Here is a 22,886-nt window from a genome sequence, read left to right on the forward strand (position 1 = left end):
CGGGCGGGAAGCGGCGCCGGACGGGCGCGGGGCCCGTCCGGCGGGGGGTCAGGCTCTGAGGGTGGCTCCTGTGCGGTCGCCCGCGAGGGTGACCGCCGCTTCCCGGGCCGCCGACGCCTCGTCGACGGTCAGGGTGCGGTCGGTCGCTCGGAAGCGCAGCGCGTAGGCCAGGGACTTGCGGCCCTCGCCCAACTGCTCCGCGTTCTCGTAGACGTCGAACAGGCGGATGGACTCCAGCAGTTCACCGGCGCCCTCGCGCAGCGCCGCCTCGACGTCCGACGCCGGGACGAACGCGTCGACGACGAGCGCCACGTCCTGCGTGGCGACCGGGAAGGTGGAGATGCCCGGCGCCTGCGGAGTGTCGTCGCCGACCTGCTCCAGGGCGTCGAGGTCCAGCTCCATCGCACAGGCGCGCGCGGGCAGGCCCAGGTTCTTCAGGACGCGCGGGTGCAGCTCACCGGCGTGGCCGATGACGCGCTCGGCGCCGTCGACGGTGACGGTCAGCTCGGCGCAGCGGCCCGGGTGCCAGGGACCGTACTGGCCCTTGCGGACGCCCAGTTCGGCGCCGGCCTCGCGGGCGACGGTCCGGGCGGCCTCGACCGCGTCGGCCCAGTCGCCGGCACGGCCCCTGCCCCACCAGCCGGCCTGCTCGCGGGCTCCGGCCAGGACCACGGCGACGTGCCGCGGCTGGTAGGGCAGCGCGGCGTCCAGCGCGGCGATGTCGTCCTCACTGGGGCGCCGGTCCACGGACAGGTTGACGGCGGTCCGCTGCTCGTCACGCGGCTGGAAGACCAGGCCCGTCTCGAACAGCGCGAGGTCGTGCGCGCCCCGGCCGTCGTTGCGGCGCAGCGCGCCGAGCAGACCCGGCAGCAGCGTGGTCCGCAGCGCGGGCTCCTCGTCGCTGAGCGGGTTGACCAGCCTGACGACGCGGCGGGCCGGGTCGTCGGCCTCGAGTCCGAGCTGGTCGAAGACCTGCTCGCTGACGAACGGGTAGTTCAGCGCCTCGACGTACCCTGCCCCGGCGAGCGCGCGCCCGATACGGCGGTGCAGACGCTGGCGGGCGGTCAGGCCCCGGCCGGCCGGCGGCCTGGGAAGCGTGGAGGGCAGGTTCTCGTAGCCCTCCAGCCGGATGACCTCCTCGGCGAGGTCGTTCGGGTCGGCGAGGTCGGGCCGCCAGGACGGGACGGTGACGATCAGCTCGTCCTGCCCGTACACGTCGCAGCCGACCTCCTGCAGGCGGCGTACGACGGTCTCCCGGCCGTACGACACGCCCGCGACCTTGTCGGGGTGGTCGGCGGCGACGGTGACGGTGTGCGGCGCGGACGGGGCGACGACCTCGGTGACGCCGGCCTCGGCGGTGCCGCCGGCGAGCAGCACCAGCAGGTCGACGGTGCGCTGCGCGGCAGCGGCGGCGGCCTGCGGGTCGACGCCGCGCTCGAAGCGGCGGGAGGCCTCGGAGGACAGCTTGTGCCGTCGGGCGGTGCGCGCGATGGCCACCTGGTCGAAGTGGGCGGCCTCGATGACCACGTCGGTCGTCGAGCTTCCGCCGTTCTCGGCCGCGTCGTGGTCCGCGATCTCCGTGTCGGCGCCGCCCATGACGCCGGCGAGGCCGATCGGACCGCGGTCGTCGGTGATGACGAGGTCCTCGGCGTGCAGCTTCCGCTCGACGCCGTCGAGGGTGACGATCTTCTCGCCCTCCCCCGCGCGGCGGACGCCGATGGTGCCCTGGACCAGACCGCGGTCGTACGCGTGCAGCGGCTGGCCGAGCTCCATCATCACGTAGTTGGTGACGTCGACGGCGAGCGAGATCGGGCGCATGCCGACCTTCTGCAGCCGGCGCTGGAGCCAGATCGGGGAGCGCGCCTCGGGGCTGAGGCCGGTCACCGTGCGGGCGGTGAAGCGGTCGCAGCCGGCCGGGTCGGAGACCTTCACCGGGTAGCCGAAGGCGTTCGGTCCCGGCACGTCGAGGAGGGCCGGGTCGCGCAGCGGCAGGCCGTAGGCGATGGCGGTCTCGCGGGCGACGCCGCGGATGGACAGGCAGTCGCCGCGGTTGGCGGTGACCGCGATGTCCAGGACCTCGTCGACCAGCTCGAGCAGCTCGATGGCGTCCTTGCCGACCTCGGTCTCCGGCGGCAGCACGATGATGCCGTGGGTGCCGTCGTCGCCCATGCCCAGCTCGTCGCTGGAGCAGATCATGCCGTGGGACGTCTTGCCGTAGGTCTTGCGGGCGCTGATCGAGAAGCCGCCCGGCAGGGTGGCGCCGGGGAGGACCACGACGACCTTGTCGCCGACGGCGAAGTTGCGGGCGCCGCAGACGATCTCCTGGGGCTCGCCGGTGCCGTTGGCCTGGCCGACGTCGACGGTGCAGAAGCGGATCGGCTTCTTGAAGCCCTCCAGCTCCTCGATGGTCAGCACCCGGCCGACGACGAGGGGGCCCTTGAGGTCGGCGCCGAGGTGCTCGACGGTCTCGACCTCGAGTCCGGCCGAAATGAGCTTGGCCTGTACGTCACGGCCGGTCTCCGTCGCCGGCAGGTCGACGTACTCCCGCAGCCAAGAAAGCGGGATCCGCATCAGATCTCCATCCCGAACGGCCGGGTGAACCGGACGTCACCCTCGACCATGTCTCGCATGTCCTCGACGTTGTGGCGGAACATCAGCATCCGCTCGATGCCGAACCCGAAGGCGAAGCCGCTGTACTTCTCCGGGTCGACGCCGCAGGCGGTGAGCACCCGCGGGTTGACCATGCCGCAGCCGCCGAGCTCGATCCAGCCCTCGCTGGAGCAGGTGCGGCAGGGCCGGTCGGGGTTGCCGACGGACTCGCCCCGGCAGACGTAGCAGAGCATGTCCATCTCGGCGCTCGGCTCGGTGAAGGGGAAGAAGTTCGGCCGCAGCCGGGTCTTCATCTCCGCGCCGAACAGCGACTGGACCATGTGGTCAAGGGTGCCCTTGAGGTCCGCCATGGTCAGGCCCTCGTCCACGGCGAGCAGCTCGACCTGGTGGAAGACGGGGGTGTGCGTGGCGTCCAGCTCGTCGGTGCGGTACACCCGGCCGGGGCAGATCACGTAGACCGGCAGTTCGCGGTCGAGCAGGGAGCGGATCTGCACGGGCGAGGTGTGGGTGCGCAGCACCACACCGGACTCGGTGCCGCCGTCGGGGCCCTGCACGAAGAAGGTGTCGGCCTCGCCGCGGGCGGGGTGGTCCGGGCCGATGTTGAGGGCGTCGAAGTTGAACCACTCGGCCTCGGCCTGGGGGCCCTCGGCGACCTCGTAGCCCATGGCCACGAAGACGTCCTCGATGCGCTCCGACAGCGTGGTGAGGGGGTGGCGGGCGCCGGCCGGGACACGGTCGTGGGGCAGCGTGACGTCCACGGCCTCCTCGACCAGCACCCGGGCGTCCCGCTCGGCCTCGAGTTCGGCCTGGCGGGCGGCGAGGCCCTTGTTCACGGCACCGCGCGCCTGGCCCACCCGCTTGCCCGCGTCCGCCTTGGCGTGCGGCGGCAGGGCGCCGATCTCGCGGTTGGCCAGCGACAGCGGGGAGGTTCCGCCGGTGTGGGCGACCTTGGCCTCCTGGAGCGCGTCGAGCGAGTCCGCGGCGGCGAAGGCGGCGAGCGCCTCGTCCCGCATGCGCTCGATCTCTTCCGGTTTCAACGCCTCGACCTCGACAGGGTCGTACGACTTATTCGGTGCCGACATCTCTTCCCGTGCTTCCGATTGCTGGCTGATGGGTCCCCGTCATCGACTCGTGGACGAGTCGTCGCCGTCGCGTCTTCTCGTCGTCGCGGCTCTCGTCCTCGGGACGCAAAGGTGCCAGTGGCCGAGTCTAACGGGGTGGGGGAACGCGGATGCGCCCGTGGGGCCGCCGGGCGTCTCAGGTGAGGTACGCCGGCGCCGCCACGGGCAGCGTAAATCGGAACTCGGCGCCGCCGCCGGGGGCGCGTCCGACCGTGATGGTGCCGCCGTGGGCCTCCACGATGCCCTTGACGATGTACAGCCCGAGGCCTGTCCCGCCGCGCTTGCTGCCCCGCCAGAAGCGGGTGAAGACGCGGTTCATGGACTCCTCCGGGATGCCGGGCCCCTCGTCGCTCACCGTGACCGACGTGGCTGCGTTCTCGCCGTTCTCCCGCTCTCGCGGGGACACCGAGGGCGTGACGTCAATGGTGACGGTTCCCTCGCCGTGGCGCACCGCATTTTCCAGCAGGTTGCTGAGCACCTGGTCGACCTTGTCGGGGTCGGCCCACAGGTCGGGCAGGGGGCGCTGCACCCGCAGCAGGAACCGGTCGGCCGACTGTCCGGCGGCCACGTACGCCTGGATGTGCCGTCCGACGGCGGCGCCGATGTCGACGGGCTGGCGGCGCACCTCCAGACGTCCGGAGTCGATGCGCGATATGTCGAGCAGCTCGGCGATGAGCCGGGTGACCCGGTCGGCGTCGGCGTCGACGGTCTCCAGCATCAGCCGCTTCTGGTCGTCGGTGAAGCGCTCCCACTTGGCGAGCAGGGTGGCGGTGAAACCCTTGACGGAGGTGAGCGGGGAGCGCAGCTCGTGGGCGACGGTGGCGATCAGCTCGGCGTGGCTGCGTTCGGTGCGGCGGCGGGCCTCGGTGTCGCGCAGGGTGACGACGACCCGGTAAACGGGGCCGGTGGGTTCGGTGCGGACGTAGCGGGCGGAGACGAGGACCTCCCGGCCGCCGGGGAGCAGGAGGTTGCGTTCGGGCTGGCGGACGCGGATGGCGAGGCCGCCGTAGGGGTCGGTGAGCTGCCACCAGCGGCGGCCCTCCAGGTCCTCTAACGGCAGGGCGGTCTCCAGCCGCTGTCCGAGGGCCTGCCCGGCGGGGACGGCCGCGATGCGCGCGGCGGCCGCGTTGAAGCAGATCACCCGTCCGTGTTCGTCGGCGACGACGAGTCCGTCGGGCAGCTGGTCGGGGTCGATGCCGAGTTCGGCGAGATCACCGGGCCGGGGCGCGGGCGGGCGCGCCGTCCGCTGTGCTCCCGGTGCGCTGCTCGTGCCGACACTCATCCCCGTACCCCACCTCTCACAACTTCCTCGGGGCGCCCCGTGCCCGGGCCCTGCCGAGAGCTTGGGGGAGGGTCCCCGGGCTGGTCACCCTACTAGTTCCCGGTGACGGAGCGGCACCCTCCGGCGGCGCGCTGTGCGCGTGCCGACGCGTAGAGACATACGGCGGCGGCGGTCGCCAGGTTCAGACTCTCCGCCTTTCCGTGGATCGGCACACGGACGACGGCGTCGGTGAGGGCGCGGGTCTCCTCGGGCAGCCCCCAGGCCTCGTTGCCGAAGACCCAGGCGGTGGGCCCGCCCATGGTGCCCTTGTCGAGTTCGTCGTCGAGGTCCCGGTCGCCGGCGCCGTCGGCGGCCAGCAGCCGCACACCCGCGTCCCGCAGCCCGGTCACGGCCTGTCCGACGGGTACGCCGACGGCGACGGGCAGATGGAACAGGGAGCCGACGGAGGCGCGCACGGCCTTGGGGTTGTACAGGTCGACGGAGGCGTCGGTGAGCACGACGGCCTCGGCTCCGGCGGCGTCGGCGCAGCGCAGTACGGTGCCGGCGTTCCCCGGGTCGCGCACATGGGCGAGGACGGCGACGAGGCGGGGCCGGGCGGCGAGGATCTCCTCGAACGGCGTGTCCAGGAACCGGCACACCCCGACGAGCCCCTGCGGGGTGACGGTGGTGGAGATGTCGGCGATGACGTCCTCGGAGGCGAGGTGGACACGGGCCCCGGCGTCCCGGGCCGCCCCGACGATGTCGGCGTACCGCTCGGCGGCGTCGACGGTGGCGAACAGCTCGACCAGGGTGGCGGCGCCGGCGCTGCGGTGCGCGGCGGCCTCCCGCACGGCCTGCGGTCCCTCGGCCAGGAACAGCCGTTCCTTCCCCCGGAAGTTCCGCTTGCCGAGCCGCCGGGCGGCGGCGACGCGGGAGGAGCGGGGAGAGATCAGCTCGGGGCTGACGGAGGCCATCTTCTTCACCTTCGGGAGCGCTCTCGACACGCGGAACATGCACTTCCCCGGGGCGCGGGGAACCGCGCGACCGGCCACGACGGACCCGCGGCCGGACGGCCGGCCGGCGGGCGGCAACGACAGGACCCGCAAGCCCCAGAGCCTGCGGGTCCCGAAAAACTCACGCCGACTTCAGGCCGACGCGGTGCTCACGCGGCCTTGGGCGCGTTCACGTCCGCCGGGAGGGCCTTCTGCGCGACCTCGACGAGCGCGGCGAACGCGGTCGCGTCGTTGACGGCCAGCTCCGCGAGGATCTTGCGGTCGACCTCGACGTTGGCGGCCTTCAGACCCTGGATGAAGCGGTTGTACGTGATGCCGTTGGCGCGGGCAGCGGCGTTGATGCGCTGGATCCACAGCTGGCGGAAGTCACCCTTGCGCTTCTTGCGGTCGTTGTAGTTGTAGACCAGCGAGTGGGTAACCTGCTCCTTGGCCTTGCGGTACAGGCGCGAGCGCTGACCGCGGTAGCCGGAGGCCTGCTCGAGGATCGCCCGGCGCTTCTTGTGGGCGTTGACTGCCCGCTTGACGCGTGCCACTTGTTAACTCCTTGTAGCGGGGCCGTGGTTGTGCTCACACGGCCCGGAAACGATTGGGTCCCGGTGCAGGTGGGTCAGGCGCGGGGCGCCCGGCCTCACTTGCCGAGAAGCTTCTTGATCTTCGCGGCGTCGCCCGGGGCCATCTCGGCGTTGCCGGTGAGGCGACGCGTCACGCGGGACGACTTGTGCTCGAGCAGGTGGCGCTTGCCGGCGCGCTCACGGAGCACCTTGCCGGAGCCGGTGACCTTGAAGCGCTTGCTGGCACCGCTGTGCGACTTGTTCTTCGGCATAGCGCCGTTCTCTCCTCGTCGGTGGCGCTCCGGTGCCCGGTCGTGAAACCGGGCACGGTGGAGCGTCGTACTTGTGTCGGTCGGTTGATTCCCGGGGCTCGCGCCCCCGGAGTCACGCCTCGGCGGGTTCCTCGGCCGGCTGGGCCTCGGCGTCCGCGGCGTTCTGCGACTTGCCGGGGTTGGCCTTCGCCTCCGCCTTGCGGGCTTCCTGCGCCTGGCGAGCCTCGGCCATCGCCTCGGTCTTCTTCTTGTGCGGACCGAGAACCATGATCATGTTGCGGCCGTCCTGCTTCGGGTTCGACTCGACGAACCCGAGGTCCTGGACGTCCTCCGCGAGCCGCTGCAGCAGTCGGTAGCCGAGCTCCGGCCGGGACTGCTCGCGACCACGGAACATGATCGTGATCTTGACCTTGTCGCCCTGCTTGAGGAACCGGACGACGTGACCCTTCTTGGTGTCGTAGTCGTGCGGGTCGATCTTCGGCCGGAGCTTCATCTCCTTGATGACCGTGTGCGCCTGGTTCTTGCGCGCCTCACGGGCCTTCATGGCCGACTCGTACTTGAACTTCCCGTAGTCCATGAGCTTGCACACGGGCGGACGGGCGTTCGCCGCGACCTCCACGAGGTCGAGGTCGTACTCCTGGGCAAGCTCCAGTGCCTTGGCCAGCGGGACGATGCCCACCTGCTCACCACTGGGACCGACAAGTCGCACCTCGGGAACGCGAATCCGGTCGTTGATGCGGGGCTCGGCGCTGATGGATCCTCCTCGGTAGCACCACGCGACGGTCTGGCGGACAGCCGCGTAACGTCTGTGTTCGTTGGACCTAACCGCGCCGAGGCAAAGAAAATGCCCCGGACGGTCACAGGCGGGGCTCCTCGAACTACCGGAGCACCGCCGCGATGACCGCGGGGCGCGACTTCGGGCGGGTCGCCGCCTCGGGGACGGGACCGCCTGACCGGTGACCTGCCGCCCCGAGGGCGATCAGGTGGGAGTTCGAAGCCTCCACTTGTGGGCCGGAACCGCGAGCCGTGAGGCATACGGGTCCGACCGGTCGTTACACAAGGTTAGCAGCTCCGGGTGAGGTGCACCAACCGGCCGCCTCCGGCCTCCTGCCGTCGGCGGGACGACCGGCTGCGCCTATCGTGTGGGGCATGAGTGACACCTCCGCCTCGGACACCCCCGAGACCCCCGGCAACCCCGACTTCGACGCCATGGCCCGCGACATCGCCGAGGTCCCGGCCGTCGAGGTGATCGTGACGGTCGCCGTCAACCTGATGAGCGCCGCCGCCGTGAAGCTCGGTCTGACCGAGGAGGGCGACACCTACAAGGACCTGGACGAGGCCCGCAAGCTGGTGCACGCGCTGGCCGGTCTGCTGGACGCCTCCGCGACCGAGATCAGCTCGTTCCACGCGGCGCCGCTGCGCGACGGTCTGAAGTCGCTCCAGCTGGCGTTCCGCGAGGCCTCGCTCGTCGCGGACGAGCCGGGCAAGGGGCCGGGCGAGAAGTACACCGGCGCGATCTACGGCTAGGGACTCAGGGACGTACGTACAGGGGCTCGCCGGGTGGCGTCGCCTCGGCCGGCAGGACTGCCAGGTCGAGGCCGCGCACCAGGCGGGCCCTCAGTGTCTCGTCGGCGGCGAGCCGCCGGGCGACGGCGCGGGCGGCCTCCGCGGCGGGCACCGCGGGGTCGAGGACGAGGGCGAGGATGCCGTCGGCGTTCCCCGGCCCCAGGTGGGCGCGGAGCACCGCGGGTTCCGCGGCGACGGCGGCCCGTACGGCCCCGACGACGGCCGGGTCGGCGAGCGGGTCGGTGCTGGTGCGGCCCTCGGCGAGGGCGAGCAGGGTGGGGCCGGTCAGTTCGAAGGCCACCGGTCCTGACAGGTCCAGCACCACCGTGTCCGCCTTCTCGTGGGCGGCGGCCTGCAGGGCCTGGTGCAGCGGTACGGCGACGGGGCGGGCCGCGGGGTCCCAGCGGGCGAGCGACTCGGTGGACGTGAAGGCGGGGAGCGCCTTGCGGCCGCCGGCCCGCAGGGTCGGCACGGCCATGTCGCTGGTCTTCTCGCGCCGCAGCCCGTTCTCGTCCTCCTCGACCTCGCCGAGCACGGCCACCACGGGGACGAGCAGCCGGGCGCCCTTGAGTGCCTCCAGGACGGGGCCGACGGCGTTGCCGTCCTCGGCCCAGGCGGCCAGCGCGGCGCTCAGCCGGGGGTCGGCGGTGCCGTCGTCGTCGCGGAACGGGGAGTCGGGGATGTTCTTGTTCGCCACGGTCACCGAGCCTATCGGGGGGCGGCCGTTGCTCCTCACCGGCCTCTCACCGGGATCTGACGCGGCTCTCAGCCCGGTCCAACGGTCCGCACAGCCACCGCCCCGACGATCGCGGCCATGGACTCCTCCAGTGGACCGCGCCGGCGCCGTCGGGCCCGTCGCCCCCGGCGCCGTGCCCTGTTCTCCCTCGCCCTCGCCCTGATCACCGTCGGCTGCGGTACGACGGCGGGGACGATGTACATGACCTCGCCGGCGCACTCCCCGACGGCGGGCGCCGTATCCTCGTCGGCCACGCGGGCGGCGGACAGGGAGGAAGCGGTGGGGAGCGCTGCGGAGGCTGCGGTGGACCGGGACGCGCTGCTGGCGGCTGCCATGGCGTCGGTGGACGTGGCGGAGGGCGCCGAGGTGTCGGTGGCGGTGCTCGACCCGGACTCCGGGGAGACCGCCTCCGGCGGAGGGGGCGCCTTCGACACGGCGAGCATCGTCAAGGTGGACATCCTGGCCGCGCTGCTGCTCCAGGCGCAGGACGCCGGGCGGACGCTGACCGCCGAGGAGAAGACCTACGCCACCGCCATGATCGAGAACAGTGACAACGACTCCGCGTCGGCGCTGTGGCGGACCATCGGGACGGCGGACGGGCTCGACGCGGCGAACGAGCGGTTCGGGCTGACGGGGACGGCGGGCGGGGACGGCCCGCTGTGGGGACTGACGCAGACCACGGCAGCCGACCAGCTCACGCTGTTGCGGCAGGTGTTCACCGCGACGGGTTCCGAGCTGACCGAGGCCTCGCGGACGTATGTGCGGGAGCTGATGGAGCGGGTCGCCGCGGGGCAGCGGTGGGGGGTCTCCGCGGCGGCCGACGGCACCGCGTGGGCGTTGAAGAACGGCTGGCTGCGGCGCAGCACCACCGGGCTGTGGGTGATCAACAGCATCGGGCGGGTGACGGCGGGCGGCCACGGCTACCTGGTGGCGGTGCTGTCGCGGGGCAGTGCGACCCAGGAGGACGGGATAGCGCTGGCCGAGGCGGCTGCGCGGGCGGCGGTGTCCGTGTTCACCGGGGACGGCGCGGTGGACCCGGCCGTTCAGAGTTCGTCGTAGCGGGCGCGGCGGCCGCGCCACAGGACCACCGCGGCCACCAGCATTACTCCGCCGGCGCCGCCCGCCAGGGGGGCCGCCCATCCGGCCGTGTCGTCGCCGGAGCCGGCGGTGTCCGGGCCGGGGCCGAAGTACTCGTCGCCGTACGCGGCCGCCTTCAGGCCCTCCGGCTTCAGCCGGGACGCGGCCTCGATGGCGGCGGCCGGGTCGACGAAGCCGAAGCCGCGGGAGTCGTCGCGGCCGTCGGCGGGGGCGTTGCGGGCGCTGTCCTCCAGGAGTCGCTTTACCTGGGCCGGGGTGAGGTCCGGGTGGGCCGCCCTGACCAGGGCGGCGGCGCCGGAGACGAACGCGGCGGCGGCGCTGGTGCCCCAGCCCTCGTAGTACTTGTGGTCCGGGTCGGCGATGATCACGTCGACGCCGGGGGCACTGACCGTGGCGTACCAGCGGCGGGTGGAGAACGGGGCGCGGGTGCCGTAGCGGTCGACGGCGGTGGCGGCGATGACGCCGGGGTAGGCGGCCGGGTAGGAGACGTGGTCGCCCTTCTCGCCGCCGTTCCCGGCGGAGGCGACGACGGTCACACCCTTGCGCAGGGCGTACTGGATGGCCTGGTCCTCGCCGGGTTCGGGGTGCGCGGAGGCGGAGTCGTCGCCGAGCGAGAGGTTGATGACGTCGGCGCCGTGGTCGGTGGCCCAGCGGATGCCCTCGGCCAGGGCGTTGCCCCGGGTGCTGCGGGCCTTGGCGCGGGAGGGGTCGCCGTCCTCCAGGATCACGCGGACGGGGAGGATCTTCGCCTCGGGGGCGATGCCCATGACGCCCTCCGTGTCGCCGGGCCCGTGTCCGTGGCCGGCGATGATCCCGGCCATCGCGGTGCCGTGCCGGGCCCAGGCCCGGTCGCCCTCGCTCGCGCCGAAGCCGACCAGGTCCGTGCCGGTGAGCACGTTGCCGTCGAGGTCGGGGTGGTCGGGCTCGACTCCGGTGTCCAGGACGGCCACGGTGACGCCCGCGCCCTTCGTGGTCTGCCAGGCCTGCTCGGTGTGCATGGCCTCCAGGGACCACTGCCGGGCACGGATGCCGTCGGCGTGCGCGGTGGCGGCGGGGACCAGCACGAGCGCGGCGGCGAGGAGGCCGCCGAGGGCCGCGGTGGCGGGGCGGCCGCCGGTGACGCGCCTCATGACGGCTGCTCCGTGGCGGTGCCCGCCCTCTTGCGCAGTCCGCGTTCGGCGCGGTCGGCGAGGCCCTGTGCCTCGTGGCCGAGACCGGCCTGGGCGGGGGCGGTGGTGGCTCCGGACTCCATGGCGTCCTCGGCTGGTTGCGGGGTGTCGACGGTGCGGCCGTCGGCCCATCCGGAGACGGCGTAGACGACGACGGGGGCGTCCGTGAGGACGGAGATCGCCCAGGAGGCACGCTGCCCGGCGCCGAAGCCCGCGGCGGCGGTGCCCTTCGCCGCGTACGGCAGGGGCATCAGGTCGGTGCGGCGGTCCAGGCGCTCCCGGTCGAAGCGGCGGGCGAGGGAGGCCATGGCGGCGGCGTCGGCCTTGGTGAACAGCAGTCCGACGGTGGTGACATGGCTCTGGGTGGCGTCGGTGTAGGTGGCGCGCAGCAGGCGCTCGCAGCCGACGGGGGCCAGGACCTTGCGGAGCAGCGGGTCGAAGGCGTTCCCGCAGCCGCCGTCGGGGGCCACGGCGATACGCGTCCAGGTCCGGTCGGCGCCGCCGGGTCCCGCGCCCCCGCCCTGCACGGTGGGCGGGAACAGCTGGTCGACGGGCACGCTGTGCCACATGTCCTGGGCGGCCGCGAAGCCGTGCCGGGCGCCGGGTCCGTCGGAGTCGTCGGCGAGCACGCTGCCGGTGACGGCGCCGCCGATGAGGCCCGCCCCGAGGACGAGACAGGCGGCGGCCGCCAGTGCCTGCGACCGGCCCCGCCGCCCGAGCGGGCGCGGGAGGGCTCCCAGGTCGTACCCCTCCGGCTCCCCGAACGACACCACGGGCCGGCCGCTGCCGGGCACGGCGCCCGGCGCCCTGGGGGCGCTCCAGGAGAGCGCGGGGTCGGGAGCGGGCGGCGGCGCGTCGTGTGCCGGGTGGGAGGGCGCCGGGCCGGAAGGCACGGGGCGGAGCGGGGTGGTCGTCTCCGACGGGGTCGCGGCGGGGGCGCCCGTGCCGCGTTCGGCGGGCCGGTGGGCGGGCTGCGGCGGCACGGCGGGCGGGCGGCCCGGGAGCCGTGTGTCGCGGCCGACGGTCGGCGGCGCGTCGGGGAAGCGGGCGGAGGCGCGCGGAGGCGGCGGCGCCCCGGGGTCCGTGCCGGAGGGCAGGGTCTCGCCGAAGCCCGGGGCCCGCGGCCGGGGCGCGGAAGGCCCGCGGCCGGGAGCGGCGGCGCCGGCTTCGTCCGGGCCGCCGCCCGCGGCCGGCCGGGCACCCTCCCGGGTTCCGGACGCCGCGGATCCGCCGGCGGGGCCGTCCGGGGGGCGGGTCGGTGTGCGGGGGTCGAAGAGGCCCGCGCCGCCCGAGGTGCGTCCGCGCGGGGCGGTCTCCGGGCCGTGTTCGGTGCCGGGAGCGGGCTCGGGCGCGGCCGGGGGGTGTGCCGGGCGCGGCGGGGCGGTGGGGCGCGGGGGGTGGGAGGCGCGGCGCGCTTCCGTGCTCATGCACCCCCCAGTCGCTCGTGCTCGCCCGGCACGGACTCGTACCGGGCACAGATACCCGCACCGACGGCGCGTCATCCCGGCCGGCGCCGTTCCGCCGTGCGTGCGCGTCACTCTACGGCGTGGTCCGCGCCGAACGGGAACCAGTCCGCTTCGGCCGCGGCATCTGCCCGGAACATCCCCTACCGTGCGGTAATCGTGTCTGGCAGGCTGCGTCCATGACTGCGCGCGCCGCCGACCGGGCCCGTTACGACCGGGCCACCGACCGACTCGACGCCCCGTTCGCGATCGTCGATCTGGACGCCTTCGACGCCAACGCGGACGACTTGGTCCGCAGGGCCGGCGGCAAACCGGTGCGGGTCGCCAGCAAGTCCGTGCGCTGCCGTGCGCTGCTCGAGCGGGTCCTCGCGCGGGACGGTTTCGCGGGGATCATGTCGTTCACCCTCGCCGAGTCCCTGTGGCTGGCCCGGTCCGGTTTCGACGACGTCCTGCTGGCCTATCCGTCGGCGGACCGCGCCGGGTACGCCGAGCTCGCCGCCGACCCGAAACTGGCCGCCGCCGTCACGGTCATGACCGACGATCCGGCTCAGCTGGACCTGATCGACGCCTCCCGCGCGGGCGGCGGCGAGGTGGTGCGGGTCTGCCTGGAGCTGGACACCTCGCTGCGGCTGTTCGGCGGGCGGGTGCGGGTCGGGGCCCGGCGGTCCCCGCTGCACTCCCCCGCCCAGGCCGCCGAGTTCGCGCGGGCGGTGGCACGGCGGCCCGGGTTCCGGGTCGTGGGGGTCATGGCGTACGAGGGTCATGTGGCCGGTGTCGGCGACGCGGTGGCGGGGCGGCCGCTGCGGTCGCGTGCGGTGCGGCTGATGCAGGCCGCCGCGCGCCGTGAACTCGCCGGGCGGCGGGCCGCGGTGGTGGCTGCGGTGCGTGAGGTCGTACCGGATCTGGAGTTCGTCAACGGCGGGGGCACGGGCAGTGTGCAGCACACCGCCGCGGAGGGGGCGGTCACCGAGATCGCGGCCGGTTCGGGGCTGTACGTGCCGCGGCTGTTCGACAACTACACGTCGTTCAGGGGCCGTCCCTCGGCCCTCTTCGCCCTGCCCGTCGTACGGCGGCCGGGGGTGGGCGTGGTGACGGTGCTGGGCGGGGGGTATCCGGCGTCGGGCGCGGCCGGCGCGGACCGGCTGCCGGTGCCGTATCTGCCGGAGGGGCTGCGGTACGACCCCCAGGAGGGGGCCGGCGAGGTGCAGACGCCGCTGCTGGGTCCGCCCGCCGACGATCTGCTGATCGGCGACAAGGTGTGGTTCCGGCACGCCAAGGCGGGCGAGCTGTGCGAGCGGTTCGACGCGCTGCACCTGGTGGAGGGCGACGCGGTGGCGGCGACCGTGCCGACGTACCGCGGCGAAGGCCACACGTTCCTGTAGCCCGCTCAGTCGCCGGGGCCGATGCTGCTGCCGACGCCTCCGCCGGAGGCCGCGTCGGTGACCGGGCGGATGCCCTTGGTGATGCGGTCCATGTCGGCCGGGGGCGGGCCGTCCTCGCCCGCGTCGAAGACGAAGCGGACGAGGATCGGGGACTCGGTGCCGACGCTGGACGGGAACACCAGCGACTGCACGTAGCCGCCGGGTCCCTTCGCGGTGGTGACGCGCCAGCGCACGAGGTACCCGGCGCGGCCCGCCACCGCGACCGGGCCGGACTTCACCACCTCGTGGGACTCCAGACCGCCGTAGGGGCGCTGGCCGAGGGAGTCCTCGTCGAATGCGGCGTCGGCGGCTTCGGGGATGTCCTCCTTCGCGAGCGCCTCGGGCGAGGTCTCGTCGTTCTCGGTCACCGTGCGGGAGATGACGAGGCCGTGGCGGCAGACGCTGCCCTCGCCGGGGCAGTCGTAGGTGCCGTCGGTGGTCATGACGACGTCGTCCTGGGCGACGTGCCGGGGCCGGACCCAGCCGTCGAGGAGCGGGAAGGTGATCCCGTTGAGCTGGTCCTCGACCACGTCCGGGTCCTCGGCGGGGGTCTCGGACGTGGCCGCCGGGGACGACGGGGCGACGGGCGCGGAGGCGGCGGTCGGGCCGGACCCCGCGCGCGGGGCGTCGTCGTCGCCGCCGAGGACGACGACGCCGGTGACGAGCGCCGCGGCCAGCAGGACCCCGGCGGTGGTGAGGGCGACCGCCTTGGCGCGGCCCGTGCCGCCGGAGCCGCCCGGAGGCCGGGACAGCGGCACGGTGGGCGTCTCCGGGGTGCGCCGGTGCTCGGTCCAGGCGGTGCCGTCCCACCAGCGCTCCAGGTGCGGGGCGTGCGGGTCGGGGTACCAGCCGGGCGGGGGCGTCATGCTCATCCCGGCACTGTAGAGGCCTGCCTAGAGGGGCGTGACGTACGCACCCGAGATCCCGCCGTCCACCAGGAAGTCGGTGGCGTTGACGAAGGAGGAGTCGTCGCTGGCCAGGAAGGCGACGGCGGCGGCGATCTCGTCGGCCTCGGCGAACCTGCCGAGCGGAATGTGGACCAGACGGCGGGCCGCCCGCTCGGGGTCCTTGGCGAACAGCTCCCGCAGCAGCGGGGTGTTGACGGGGCCGGGGCACAGGGCGTTGACGCGGATGCCCTCGCGGGCGAACTGTACGCCGAGCTCCCGGGACATGGCGAGGACGCCGCCCTTGGAGGCGGTGTACGAGATCTGGCTGGTGGCCGCCCCCATCCGGGCCACGAAGGACGCGGTGTTGATGATGGAGCCCTTGCCCTGGCGCCGCATGTAGGGGATGGCGGCCTTGCAGCACAGGTAGACGGAGGTGAGGTTGACCTCCTGGACGCGCTTCCATGCCTCCAGCCCGGTCTCCAGGATGGAGTCGTCGTCGGGCGGGGAGATGCCCGCGTTGTTGAAGGCAATGTCGACGCTGCCGTAGGTGTCGTACGCGGTCCGGAACAGCGCCTCGACCTGTTCGGGGTCGGTGACGTCGGCGCCGACGAAGATCCCGCCGGTCTCGTCGGCGGCCGCCTTGCCGCGCACCTCGTCGACGTCCGCGCAGACCACGTGGGCGCCCTCGGAGGCGAGCCGGCGGGCGGTCGCGAGGCCGATGCCGCTGCCGGCTCCGGTGACGACGGCGCTGCGGCCGGTCAGCCGGCGGCAGATGTTCTCTTCGCTCATGTGCGGTCAGGCCTCCGTGCTGATGAAGACGTTCTTGGTTTCGGTGAAGGCGGCCAGCGCGTCCGGGCCCAGCTCGCGGCCTACGCCGGACTGCTTGAACCCGCCGAAGGGGGTCCAGTAGCGCACGCTGGAGTGGGAGTTGACGGACAGGTTGCCCGCCCGGACGGCCCGGGTAAGGCGCAGGGCGCGGCCGACGTCCCGGGTCCAGACGGAGCCCGACAGGCCGTAGTCGGTGTCGTTGGCCAGGCGTACGGCGTCGGCCTCGTCGTCGAAGGGGAGGACCACGGCGACGGGGCCGAAGACCTCCTCGACGGCCACCCGTGCGCGGGGGCCGACGCCGGTGAGGACGGTGGGCGGGAACCAGTAGCCGGGGCCTTCGGGGGCCTTGCCGCGGATCCCTTCGAGGTCGTCGGTGACGTACGAGCGGACCCGGTCCAGCTGGGTGCGGGAGATCAGCGGGCCCATCTGGACGTTCTCGTCGGCCGGGTCGCCGACCCTGACGGACTCGACGGCGGGGGCGAGGAGGTCCAGGAACCTGTCGTACACGGAGCGTTCGACGAGGACGCGGGTGCGGGCGCAGCAGTCCTGGCCGGCGTTGTCGAGGAAGGACATGGGGGCGGCCGCCGCGGCGGCCTCCAGATCGGCGTCGGCGAAGACGATGTTGGGGCTCTTGCCCCCGAGTTCGAGGGTGACGCGCTTGAGGCGGTCCGCGCCCCTGGCCCACACCCGCTTGCCCACGGCCGTCGACCCGGTGAACACGATCTTGGCGACGCCGGGGTGTTCGACGAGGGCGTTCCCGGCGACCGGGCCGTGTCCGGGGAGCACCTGGAACAGGCCCTCGGGCAGGCCCGCCTCCAGGGCGAGTCCGGCGAGCCGCAGGGCGGTGAGGGGGGTGGTCTCGGCGGGCTTGAGGAGCACCGCGTTGCCGGCGGCGAGGGCGGGGGCGGCGCCCCAGGCCGCGATCGGCATGGGGAAGTTCCAGGGGGCGATGACGCCGACGACACCGAGCGGTTCGAGGAAGGTGACGTTCACTCCGCCGGGGACCGGGATCTGCCGTCCGGTGAGGCGTTCCACCCCGCCGGCCGCGTAGTCGAGCAGGTCCCGGACGTTGCCGGCCTCCCAGCGGGCGTTGCCGAGGGTGTGGCCGGCCTCGCGGACCTCGAGAAGGGCCAGCTCCTCGGTGTGCTCGTCGACGGCCGCCGCGAACCGGCGCAGCAGCCGGGCCCGGTCGCCGGGGGCGAGGGCGGCCCAGGCGGTCTGCGCGCGTGCGGCGCGTACGACGGCGGCGTCGACGTCGGCGGGGGTGGCGGCCGGGACGGTGGCGATCACCTCCTCGGTCGCGGGGTTGCGTACCTGGAGCTCAGGGGGGTGGTCGGACACGGAGGGCCTCACATGCGTTCGAAGGAGCGGCGCAGCTCCCAGTCGGTGACCGCGGCGTCGAAGGCGTCGGTCTCGACGCGCGCCATGTTGCGGTAGTGCGCGACGACCTCGTCGCCGAAGGCCGCCTTGGCGATCTCGCTGGTCTCCCACAGCTCGGCCGCCTCGCGCAGGCTGGTGGGGACGTGCGCGAAGTCGGCGGTGTAGGCGTTGCCGGCGCAGGGTTCCGGCAGCTCGAGCCGCTGCTCGATGCCGTACAGCCCGGCCGCGACCATGCCCGCCACGGCGAGGTGCGGGTTGACGTCGCCGCCGGGCAGCCGGTTCTCGAAGCGCAGGGAGCGGCCGTGGCCGACCACGCGCAGGGCGCAGGTGCGGTTGTCCCGTCCCCAGGCGACGGCGGTCGGCGCGAAGGAGCCCGGCTGGAACCGCTTGTAGGAGTTGATGTGCGGGGCGTAGAGCAGGGAGAACTCGCGGAGTGCGGCGAGCTGCCCGGCGAGGAAGTGACGCATGACCTCGGACATGGCGTCCGGGTCCTCGGCGGACTCCGGCATGGCGCTGTCGCCGGCGGCGTCGGCGAGCGAGAGGTGGATGTGGCAGGAGTTGCCCTCGCGCTCGTTGTACTTGGCCATGAAGGTGATCGAGACGCCCTCCTGGGCGGCGATCTCCTTGGCGCCGGTCTTGTAGATCGCGTGCTGGTCGCAGGTGACCAGGGCCTCGTCGTAGCGGAAGGCGATCTCGTGCTGGCCGGGGTTGCACTCGCCCTTGGCGGACTCCACGGTGAGTCCGGCGCCGGCCATCTCGTTGCGGATGCGGCGCAGCAGGGGCTCGATCCGGCCCGTCCCGAGCACCGAGTAGTCGACGTTGTACTGGTTGGCGGGGGTGAGCCCGCGGTAGCCGGCGTCCCAGGCCTGTTCGTAGGTGTCCCGGAAGACGATGAACTCCAGCTCGGTGCCGACCCGGGCGGTGTGGCCGAGCGCGGCGAGGCGGTCCAGCTGGCGGCGCAGGATCTGCCGGGGGGCCGCGACGACCGGGGAGCCGTCGGCCCAGGCGAGGTCGGCGACGACCATGGCGGTGCCCTCGTTCCAGGGCACCCGGCGCAGGGTGTCGAGGTCGGGATACATGGCGAAGTCGCCGTAGCCCGTCTCCCAGGAGGACATCTCGTACCCGTCGACCGTGTTCATGTCGGCGTCGACGGCGAGCAGGTAGTTGCAGCCCTCGGTGCCGTGCCGGAGCACCTCGTCGAGGAAGAAGCGCGCGGCGAACCGCTTGCCCTGGAGCCGCCCCTGCATGTCGGGGAAGGCCAGGACGACAGTGTCGATCTCGCCGCCGGCGACGAGGGCGTGCAGCTCCTCGACGGCGAGCGGGGGCGTGCGGTCTGCCACGGGAGGACCTCCTGGGGCTTCTTCGGTCGAGCCGGGAGCCATAAGGTATTGCCGGGAACCATTGGTTGGGAAGGGGGCACGGCGAGATGCCGGAGGAAGCGGTCGGCGCGGTCGGGGACCGTCTGGCGCCGGTGCTGCGGCAGGTCCGCGCGGGCAACGGCTTCGAGGAGGCCCTTGAGCAGATCCTCCAGGTGGTGCGGCTGGGCCTGGTGGCGGGCGGGGAGCGGCTGCCGGCCGAGCGGGAGCTGGCGGAGCGGCTGGGGATCAGCCGGGTGACGCTGCGCGAGGTGCTGAAGGTGCTCCAGGACCAGGGCCTGGTGGAGTCGCGGCGCGGCCGGTACGGCGGAACGTTCGTGCTGCCCCGTCCGACGGACACCGGCGAGGAGGAGCTGCGGCGGCGGATCGCCGAGGTCGACATCGAGGACGTGCTGCGTTTCCGTGAGGTGCTGGAGGTGGGCGCGGCGGGGCTGTGCGCGGCGCACGGGCTGACGGACGAGCGGGCGGCGCGGCTGCGCGAGGCGCTGGCGGGCACACAGGAGGCCCCGCTGGCGGAGTACCGGCGCCTGGACACCCTGTTCCACCTCACCCTGGCGGAGCTGAGCGGCTCACCGACGCTGACCGCGCAGTACGCGGCGGTCCGGGCGACGGTGAACGACCTGCTGGACTGCATCCCGCTGCTGGTGCGCAACCTGGAGCACTCCCAGCGGCAGCACGCGGCGATGGTCGAGGCGGTGCTGGAGGGGGACGCCGACGGGGCGCGGGAGATGACCCGGGAGCACTGCGCCGGAACGGCGGCGCTGCTGCGCGGGTTCCTGGCGTGAGGGCGTGACGCCGCCCGGAGGGTTTACCGCGGCTTCACGCACGGGGCTTGCGCTCACGGCGTCCGCACCACGAAGGTATGGCCCCACAAAGGTCTGGATCAGTTCCATTGCCACCGTCTCACCGCCGTCCCCTGGGGAGTCGCCCCGTGAGCCTTCCGTCCGCGTCCCAAGATTCCGCCGGTGAGGCGGACGACTACCTCGCACGCAGGAGGCTGCGCCGCGGCAGCGCCGGCTGGCTGCTGCTGACCGGCCTCGGTGTCGCCTACGTTGTGTCCGGCGACTACTCGGGCTGGAACTTCGGCCTGGCCGAGGGCGGCTTCGGCGGTCTGGCGATCGCCATGGTGCTGATGGGCGCCATGTACACCTGCATGGTGTTCGCCCTGGCCGAGCTGTCCTCGATCCTGCCCACGGCGGGCGGCGGCTACGGCTTCGCCCGACGGGCGCTGGGGCCGTGGGGCGGGTTCCTCACCGGGACCGCGATCCTGATCGAGTACGTGCTCGCGCCCGCCGCGATCTCCATTTTCATCGGCGACTACGTCGAGTCGCTGGGCCTGTTCGGCCTGGAGTCCGGCTGGCCGGTGTACCTGGCCTGCTTCGTCGTCTTCATCGGCATCCACCTGTGGGGGGTGGGCGAGGCGCTGCGGTTCAGCTTCGTCGTCACCGGCATCGCGGTCGCGGCGCTGGTGGTGTTCGCGCTGGGAGCGCTGCCCGAGTTCGACGCGTCGTCGCTGGACGACATCCCGGTGGACTCCTCGGCGTTCGGCGCGAACTCGTGGCTGCCGATGGGGCTGCTGGGCATCTGGGCGGCGTTCCCGTTCGGCATGTGGTTCTTCCTGGGGGTGGAGGGCGTACCGCTGGCCGCCGAGGAGACCAGGGAACCGGCCCGCACGCTGCCGAGGGCGATCCGCTGGTCCATGGGCATCCTGGTGGTGCTGGCCGTGGTGACCTTCTTCGCGGCGGCCGGGGCGCGCGGTTCGGCCGCGGTCCAGGACGCGGGCAACCCGCTGGTGGAGGCGCTCCAGCCGGACGGCGAGGCGACGGGGCTCAGCCGGATCGTGAACTACGCGGGTCTTGCGGGGCTGGTCGCGTCGTTCTTCTCGCTGATCTACGCCGGTTCGCGCCAGCTGTTCGCGCTGTCCCGCGCGGGCTATCTGCCGAAGTTCCTCTCCCTCACCAGCCGCCGCAGGGCTCCCTACCTCGGGCTGCTGGTGCCGGGCGCGATCGGCTTCGCGCTGGCCGCCGGCACGGGCAACGGCGCGCGCATGCTGAACATCGCCGTCTTCGGCGCGACGATCTCGTACGCGCTGATGTCCCTCTCGCACATCGTGCTGCGCCGCCGGGAGCCGGAGCTGCCGCGGCCCTACCGCACGCCGGGTGGCGTGCTCACCTCGTCGGTGGCCCTGGTGCTGGCCTGCGCGGCGCTGGTGGCGACGTTCCTGGTGGACGTGACGGCGGCGCTGATCGCGCTGGCCGTGTACATCGTGGCGGTGGCGTACTTCGGGCTGTACAGCCGCAGGCGTCTGGTGGCGAGGGCGCCGGAGGAGGAGTTCGCGGCGCTGGCGGCGGCCGAGGCTGAGTTGTCACGGGACTGAGGCACGGGAAAGGTGAAGGGCATGACGGCCGGACCACTCATCGGCATCAGCACGTACGCGGAACCCGGTGTGCGCTGGGGCGTGTGGCAGCTGGACGCCGTGCTGCTGCCGGCCGGCTATCCGCGGCTGGTGCGGCGGGCGGGCGGACTGGCCGCGCTGCTCCCGCCGGACGCGCCGGAGGTGGCCGCGGCGGCCGTGGCCCGGCTCGACGGACTGGTGATCGCGGGCGGCCCGGACGTGGAGCCCGTCCACTACGGCGCCGAGCCCGGCCCGCGCACCGGGCCGCCCGCACGGGCACGGGACGCCTGGGAACTCGCCCTCATCCGGGCGGCCCTGGACCGGGGTGTCCCCCTCCTGGGGATCTGCCGGGGCATGCAGCTGCTGAACGTCGCCCTGGGCGGCACGCTGGTCCAGCACATCGACGGCCACGCGGAGACCCCGGGCGTCTTCGGCCGGCACCCGGTCAAGCCGGTCCCCGGCACGCTGTACGACGCCGCCGTCCCGGAGCAGATCTCCGTGCCGACCTACCACCACCAGGCGGTGGACCGCCTCGGCGCCGGCCTCATCCCGTCGGCGTACGCGGAGGACGGCACGGTGGAGGCGATCGAACTCCCCGGGCCGCCCGGCTGGACCCTGGGCGTCCAATGGCACCCGGAAATGGACGACGACCCCCGCCTCCTCCAATCCCTGATTGCAGCCACCTGACCCCCACCCACCGCTCCCTCCGCCCTCCGCGGGCCGTCGTGCCGCACCGGCTCACCCCCGCGTCAGGGTCAGAAGATCCCGGGCCGGCCCCGTGGGCCGGTGCCCCGTGGGCCACACCGCTCGCAGATCACGCGTCAGGGCGACCCCGTTCACGGGAATCACGACCAGCCGCCGCATCGCCAGCTCCTCCCCCACCGCCAGCTCACTGAGCACCGCGGGCCCCGCCCCGCCCACCGCCGCCGCCTTCACCGCGATCGTCGACGACAGCTCGATCAGCGGCCGGGCCAGCCCCCCGAGCGCCGCGTCCAGCACCTGCCGCGTCCCCGACCCCTCCTCCCGCAGGATCAGCGGCGTGCTCGCCAGCTCCCCGGCGGCCAGTGGACGCCGCCGCCGGGCCCAGGCGTGCGACGGCGCGGTCACCACGATCAGCCGGTCATGGGCGATCACCGCGGAGTCCAGCCCGCCCGGCACCGTAAGCCCCTCCACGAACCCCACGTCCGCCTCCCCCGTCAGCAGCCGCTCCGCCACCGCCGCCGAGTTCCCCGCGAGCAGCGACACCGCCGTGTCCGGCCGCTCCGCACGCAGCGCGAGCAGCCAGCCCGGCAGCAGGTACTCGGCGATCGTCATGCTCGCCGCAACCCGAAGCCGTGAGTCCCTGCGGTCGCGCAGCGCCTGCGCCCCCACGTCGAAGGCCTCCGCGGCCTCCACGATCCGCCGCGCCCAGTCGGTGACCAGCGCGCCCGCGTCGGTCAGCCGGGACCCCCTGGGCGACCGGTCGACCAGGGCCACGCCGAGCTGCCGTTCCATCGACCGGATCCTGCTGCTGGCGGCGGGCTGGGTGATGCCCACCTCCCGCGCCGCCCCGCCCAGGCTCCCGAGCCGTGCCACCGCCAGCAGCAGTTCCAGCGCCCCGAGGTCCGGCACCCGGTGCGCCAGGGACCCGGGGCTCACGGGGCGGTGCCCCGGACGGTCGTGGTCGTCCGTTGTGCTCATAAGCCCAGCTTATGCCGCCATAGAAGGGTGCTCCCTGGTGCCGGCGCAGGCCCCGCGGG

General features: G+C 73.7%; 21 protein-coding genes. 6 read left to right on the forward strand and 15 right to left on the reverse strand.

Annotated elements, in window-relative coordinates:
* Positions 1-48 precede the first annotated feature (48 nt).
* From pheT to infC, 7 genes are all read right to left on the reverse strand, one after another.
* Complete coding sequence (pheT, locus tag CNQ36_RS06705) at positions 49-2,571, reverse strand: phenylalanine--tRNA ligase subunit beta (protein WP_121545309.1); 2,523 nt, start codon at positions 2,569-2,571, stop codon at positions 49-51.
* Complete coding sequence (pheS, locus tag CNQ36_RS06710; RefSeq protein ID WP_004933583.1) at positions 2,571-3,692, reverse strand: phenylalanine--tRNA ligase subunit alpha; 1,122 nt, start codon at positions 3,690-3,692, stop codon at positions 2,571-2,573. Before pheS ends, pheT begins: the two co-directional genes overlap by 1 nt.
* Before the next feature lie 175 nt (positions 3,693-3,867).
* Positions 3,868-5,013 (reverse strand): sensor histidine kinase, encoded by a 1,146-nt coding sequence (locus CNQ36_RS06715; protein WP_121545310.1) that lies wholly within the window; start codon positions 5,011-5,013, stop codon positions 3,868-3,870.
* Between the two features lie 92 nt (positions 5,014-5,105).
* Positions 5,106-5,966 (reverse strand): TrmH family RNA methyltransferase, encoded by an 861-nt coding sequence (locus CNQ36_RS06720; RefSeq protein WP_040908822.1) that lies wholly within the window; start codon positions 5,964-5,966, stop codon positions 5,106-5,108.
* Between the two features lie 188 nt (positions 5,967-6,154).
* A complete protein-coding gene (gene rplT / locus CNQ36_RS06725) occupies positions 6,155-6,538 on the reverse strand; it encodes a 50S ribosomal protein L20 (RefSeq protein WP_004933571.1) in 384 nt (127 codons plus the stop codon).
* 95 nt (positions 6,539-6,633) lie between these two features.
* Positions 6,634-6,828, reverse strand: coding sequence for a 50S ribosomal protein L35 (gene rpmI / locus CNQ36_RS06730; protein WP_004933563.1), 195 nt, complete (start codon positions 6,826-6,828; stop codon positions 6,634-6,636).
* A 112-nt stretch (positions 6,829-6,940) separates the two neighbouring features.
* A complete protein-coding gene (infC, locus tag CNQ36_RS06735) occupies positions 6,941-7,582 on the reverse strand; it encodes a translation initiation factor IF-3 (RefSeq protein WP_073933682.1) in 642 nt (213 codons plus the stop codon).
* A gap of 395 nt (positions 7,583-7,977) precedes the next feature.
* On the opposite strand from infC, the gene CNQ36_RS06745 reads away from it, so the two are divergent.
* Positions 7,978-8,355 (forward strand): DUF1844 domain-containing protein, encoded by a 378-nt coding sequence (locus CNQ36_RS06745; protein ID WP_004933554.1) that lies wholly within the window; start codon positions 7,978-7,980, stop codon positions 8,353-8,355.
* A 4-nt stretch (positions 8,356-8,359) separates the two neighbouring features.
* Here the strand turns inward: CNQ36_RS06745 and CNQ36_RS06750 are convergent, their stop codons facing one another.
* On the reverse strand, positions 8,360-9,091 hold the full coding sequence (locus tag CNQ36_RS06750; RefSeq protein WP_121548384.1) for an SseB family protein: 732 nt from the start codon (positions 9,089-9,091) through the stop codon (positions 8,360-8,362).
* Positions 9,092-9,208: 117 nt separating this feature from the next.
* Here CNQ36_RS06750 and CNQ36_RS06755 point away from each other — a divergent pair, with 117 nt between their 5' ends.
* Positions 9,209-10,189: a serine hydrolase gene (locus CNQ36_RS06755; protein ID WP_121545311.1), complete on the forward strand. Its 981-nt coding sequence runs from the start codon at positions 9,209-9,211 to the stop codon at positions 10,187-10,189.
* Here CNQ36_RS06755 and mycP read toward each other — a convergent pair.
* Together mycP and CNQ36_RS35190 are read right to left on the reverse strand one after the other, a co-directional pair.
* Positions 10,174-11,358 carry a type VII secretion-associated serine protease mycosin gene (gene mycP, locus CNQ36_RS06760; protein ID WP_121545312.1) on the reverse strand — a complete coding sequence of 395 codons (1,185 nt, stop codon included), beginning with the start codon at positions 11,356-11,358 and terminating at the stop codon, positions 10,174-10,176. The two genes, CNQ36_RS06755 and mycP, sit on opposite strands and share 16 nt — an antisense overlap.
* Positions 11,355-12,824 carry a hypothetical protein gene (locus CNQ36_RS35190; RefSeq protein WP_228312928.1) on the reverse strand — a complete coding sequence of 490 codons (1,470 nt, stop codon included), beginning with the start codon at positions 12,822-12,824 and terminating at the stop codon, positions 11,355-11,357. Before CNQ36_RS35190 ends, mycP begins: the two co-directional genes overlap by 4 nt.
* Positions 12,825-13,039: 215 nt before the next feature.
* On the opposite strand from CNQ36_RS35190, the gene CNQ36_RS06770 reads away from it, so the two are divergent.
* The gene (locus CNQ36_RS06770) at positions 13,040-14,242 is read left to right on the forward strand and encodes an amino acid deaminase/aldolase (protein ID WP_121545313.1); all 1,203 of its coding nucleotides are present in this window, start codon (positions 13,040-13,042) and stop codon (positions 14,240-14,242) included.
* Between the two features lie 5 nt (positions 14,243-14,247).
* Here CNQ36_RS06770 and CNQ36_RS06775 read toward each other — a convergent pair whose 3' ends face one another.
* From CNQ36_RS06775 to CNQ36_RS06790, 4 genes are read right to left on the reverse strand one after another with little or no spacing between them, the layout of a single operon-like run.
* The gene (locus CNQ36_RS06775; RefSeq protein ID WP_121545314.1) at positions 14,248-15,147 is read right to left on the reverse strand and encodes a DUF2510 domain-containing protein; all 900 of its coding nucleotides are present in this window, start codon (positions 15,145-15,147) and stop codon (positions 14,248-14,250) included.
* Between the two features lie 27 nt (positions 15,148-15,174).
* Positions 15,175-15,957, reverse strand: a complete 783-nt coding sequence (locus CNQ36_RS06780; RefSeq protein ID WP_121545315.1) for a 3-oxoacyl-ACP reductase — start codon at positions 15,955-15,957, stop codon at positions 15,175-15,177.
* Positions 15,958-15,963: 6 nt separating this feature from the next.
* On the reverse strand, positions 15,964-17,337 hold the full coding sequence (locus CNQ36_RS06785; protein ID WP_121545316.1) for an aldehyde dehydrogenase family protein: 1,374 nt from the start codon (positions 17,335-17,337) through the stop codon (positions 15,964-15,966).
* An 8-nt stretch (positions 17,338-17,345) separates the two neighbouring features.
* Positions 17,346-18,716 (reverse strand): glutamine synthetase family protein, encoded by a 1,371-nt coding sequence (locus tag CNQ36_RS06790; protein ID WP_121545317.1) that lies wholly within the window; start codon positions 18,714-18,716, stop codon positions 17,346-17,348.
* Between the two features lie 86 nt (positions 18,717-18,802).
* Between CNQ36_RS06790 and CNQ36_RS06795 the strand changes: the two genes are divergently transcribed.
* From CNQ36_RS06795 to CNQ36_RS06805, 3 genes are all read left to right on the forward strand, one after another.
* Positions 18,803-19,537, forward strand: a complete 735-nt coding sequence (locus tag CNQ36_RS06795) for a FadR/GntR family transcriptional regulator (RefSeq protein ID WP_121545318.1) — start codon at positions 18,803-18,805, stop codon at positions 19,535-19,537.
* A gap of 77 nt (positions 19,538-19,614) precedes the next feature.
* The gene (gene eat / locus CNQ36_RS06800) at positions 19,615-21,129 is read left to right on the forward strand and encodes an ethanolamine permease (protein WP_390326313.1); all 1,515 of its coding nucleotides are present in this window, start codon (positions 19,615-19,617) and stop codon (positions 21,127-21,129) included.
* Between the two features lie 21 nt (positions 21,130-21,150).
* Complete coding sequence (locus CNQ36_RS06805; RefSeq protein ID WP_121545320.1) at positions 21,151-21,834, forward strand: gamma-glutamyl-gamma-aminobutyrate hydrolase family protein; 684 nt, start codon at positions 21,151-21,153, stop codon at positions 21,832-21,834.
* 51 nt (positions 21,835-21,885) lie between these two features.
* Here CNQ36_RS06805 and CNQ36_RS06810 read toward each other — a convergent pair whose 3' ends face one another.
* Positions 21,886-22,827, reverse strand: coding sequence for a LysR family transcriptional regulator (locus CNQ36_RS06810; RefSeq protein WP_121545321.1), 942 nt, complete (start codon positions 22,825-22,827; stop codon positions 21,886-21,888).
* Between the last annotated feature and the right edge of the window lie 59 nt (positions 22,828-22,886).

The sequence above is a fragment of the Streptomyces fungicidicus genome (assembly GCF_003665435.1).
GTDB lineage: Bacteria > Actinomycetota > Actinomycetes > Streptomycetales > Streptomycetaceae > Streptomyces > Streptomyces fungicidicus.